At 58.4% G+C, this 2,908-nt stretch carries 4 protein-coding genes; all 4 read right to left on the bottom strand.

Going from position 1 to position 2,908, the window contains the following annotated elements; all coding sequences use genetic code 11:
- A partial coding sequence (locus JFT63_RS29290; protein ID WP_181127196.1) for a hypothetical protein occupies positions 1 to 189 on the bottom strand: 189 nt, incomplete at its 3' end.
- 681 nt (positions 190 to 870) lie between these two features.
- A complete protein-coding gene (locus tag JFT63_RS29285; protein WP_198845318.1) occupies positions 871 to 1,680 on the bottom strand; it encodes a protein rep in 810 nt (269 codons plus the stop codon).
- Positions 1,681 to 1,798: 118 nt separating this feature from the next.
- Complete coding sequence (locus tag JFT63_RS29280) at positions 1,799 to 2,152, bottom strand: hypothetical protein (RefSeq protein WP_127652685.1); 354 nt, start codon at positions 2,150 to 2,152, stop codon at positions 1,799 to 1,801.
- 285 nt (positions 2,153 to 2,437) lie between these two features.
- A partial coding sequence (locus tag JFT63_RS29275; RefSeq protein ID WP_198845317.1) for a hypothetical protein occupies positions 2,438 to 2,908 on the bottom strand: 471 nt, incomplete at its 5' end.

Genomic DNA, 2,908 nt, shown 5'->3' with positions numbered 1-2,908 from the left:
GTCTGGTTTCGTTGCTCTGCCGACTTCCTGCGCCTTTTTGATGGCATATGCGTTGTATTCCTCTGCGCCAGTTTCGGGATCATCTGCTGGATTACCTGGGCAAAGTTTGTCCTCCCATGGGAGGACATAGGAGGCGCGGCCCAGGATGAACTGCAGGACGTAATCCGAAGGTATGGCGAGACGCTGCATGAGGAATTTTCCTAGACGAAAATCGAATGATAGCGCAGAGGGCTTTGGGCAGCGAAAGCTGCTTCCAGAGCGGCCAAAAGCCGCTCTGATAAACCGGCGTCGAAGACGACGGAAACAGCCTGACAGACGCCACCCGAGCCCACGAGGGGGGTGAGGAAAAATGGCCCCCAGGCCGAATTTTTCCGTTCTGCCCTGGTGCAGCCCGTCCAGGGCGAAACCAGGGTGCGAAGCATCCGGCCGCACCGCTTGCGTGCGCGTCAGGTGAAACCGGACCAACCTGGTTTCGAGCCGAAGCAGCAGAGGGAGGGACGGAGTCCCGCGCCGATGCGTCGCGCAGTCTCAGAAAGCGGGTTGGTCCGGCTTTGCCGGGCGCGCACGCGGGTGAATTTTCGAGACAAGCCCGTCCAGGGCGCAGGGGAGGAAAGAGGGTGGCGGATCGCGCAGCGATTCAGAACCCTGAAGGCCTTCCGGGGCGCTCCCCCGGGAGGTTTGGGCGGCCCGGAGGGGCGGCCACGGAGCCCCGCAGGGGTGACGGCATTTTGCTGTTGGGTTCTATGTTTTTGGCTCTTGGCGGTTGTATTGCAGGTCCTATTGTTGGGCCTATTGCCGCAGCAATAGGTGAGCCATAGGAGCGGCAATTTCAGGGAGTGAGGCAGGCAGGCGCTACGCTGTCGCCTGCCCTCACTCCCTGATGCTCGCCGGCTGGTATGAATCGCCCAGGTAGCGATAGAACCTATCCAGGTACGGAAGCCCGTCGAGCGGCTCATCGAGCAGGGAGTCGGGAATCTCAACGCCACGGAACAAGCCGAAGCTGTTCAGCGGGCGCTTGGCCTTGAGGATCTGCGCCGCGTGCCAGTTGTCAGCCAAGGTCAGATCGGAGAATTTCACGGCGTACTGGAACACCTCCATGAAACCCTCAACGGGATCGCCCAGGATGGGCCTGCAATCCACGACCATGCTGTCACCGGTGATCTTGTGCCACTCGGTGCTGAGGTCGGTTTGGGAGGGCTGTGATGTGGCCAGAATGATCATGTGACAATGCGGGTGCCAGCCATTGCCCTTGTTGGTCAGCTCGAGGGTGTAGACGGCCCCCTCGGCTTTGCAAAGCTCTGTCCAGGGAGCGCCACGAGTACCGGCATTGAAGTAGCGACGACGATCCATCAAGCGACGTAGCGACTTCGCGAGGTGCGATTGACGCTCTTCAAGATCCGGCCCGTTTTTGACTGTTAGGGTCAGGAGATAGGGCCGCAGATCCGGGCGTTCCTCCTGGATCACCTGCCAGCGGGTCAAGTAAGCCCCAAGAGCCTTGGCACCGCGGCGAATGCCGCACAACGGACAGACCAGGTGCTGCTTGCAGAACGTCGCGCTATGCAGCCGTACCTTGCCCACGGTGAAGTACTCCCGGAAATGCAGGTAATTACCACAGCTGGCAAGGCTAGCGGCAGTCTTGATGGTCGCTTCGGACGGGGTCTTTCGGAGATGTTCTAGCATCGCCTGAGACCTTGTGTGAGCCACGCCGTAGCGTGTTATTCTCTCGTCCAGAAGCCTAGCTTCGTCAGCCCCTGTGAACTCCCCGCCTGCCAAGTTGGAAGAGTTCTCAGGGGTTTTTTTATGCGCCATTCATGGCCCCCTTATTCGTGGGGCCGAGCATAGCACCTGCTAACACATTGTTTCTATGTATCAAGTAAAGCAGGGACTCGCCAGCCTCAGAACCGCGCAAAGCCCCGGAATCCGGGAGCATCAGCAGAAAAACAGCGATCAGGGACAAAACATCCTTACGATCCAGCTCGATTGAAACCCTCATGCCCAGCTCCTCAGTGGTGATGGCAAATTTTCTCATCACGACCAGGAACATAACGGGCGAGGTTTGCGCCTCCACTCCAGAGCCAAAAAACGAAGGAGTCTTCGGTAAAGTGGGGGTGTAACAGCACCCCACAGGATCCGGGAGGGGGGTGAAGAACATTTCGCAATACTACCCAGAGCGCCAAAAGCAAAATCAACAGCACCCATGCTGGGGGCCTCCGCTCCCGGCCGGTGGCCAGGAACAGAGCGCCAGAGGGTGATTTGATCAGCGAAGGGTCAAGGGTTCGCTCCGCCCGGGACTCCGTTCGCCGCGACGGTGAAGCGAGTCACGACGAGCCGGGGTCGCGGCCCCTGACCTGAGGAATTTCAACGGTGGATGGACTGGCCTCGATCGGAGTACGGGAACCTGTTCCCGTATGGAGGTCGAGGGGACAAGCGCAGCGCGTCAGGCCTCGGCGGCCCTTGTTCGTAAAGCCATCACTTGCGTGGCTGACAAATGGCGAAGCTCAGAATTGGAAAAAACCAGGTCAGCCCTCAACCACCTGGTTTCTTCGTCCCACTGGGCCAAATTGTCTATGAGAAACCTATAACGACCTTGATAAGCCTCCGCAAGATCCTCAGCAAGGGCCCTGTAAGCCTCTCCAGGCGTTTTTAACGCCAAATACACTGCATCTAGCACGGGGTCTGGTTTCGTTGCTCTGCCGACTTCCTGCGCCTTTTTGATGGCATATGCGTTGTATTCCTCTGCGCCAGTTTCGGGATCATCTGCTGGATTACCTGGGCAAAGTTTGTCCTCCCATGGGAGGACAAACTTTGCCCAGGTAATCCAGCAGATGATCCCGAAACTGGCGCAGAGGAATACAACGCATATGCCATCAAAAAGGCGCAGGAAGTCGGCAGAGCAACGAAACCAGAC

The sequence above is a fragment of the Pseudomonas sp. MF7453 genome (assembly GCF_016405455.1).
Taxonomy (GTDB): Bacteria; Pseudomonadota; Gammaproteobacteria; order Pseudomonadales; family Pseudomonadaceae; genus Aquipseudomonas; species Aquipseudomonas paralactis.
The sequence above is the reverse complement of the archived record's forward strand: the minus strand, read 5'-3'. Positions and strand labels throughout refer to the sequence as shown.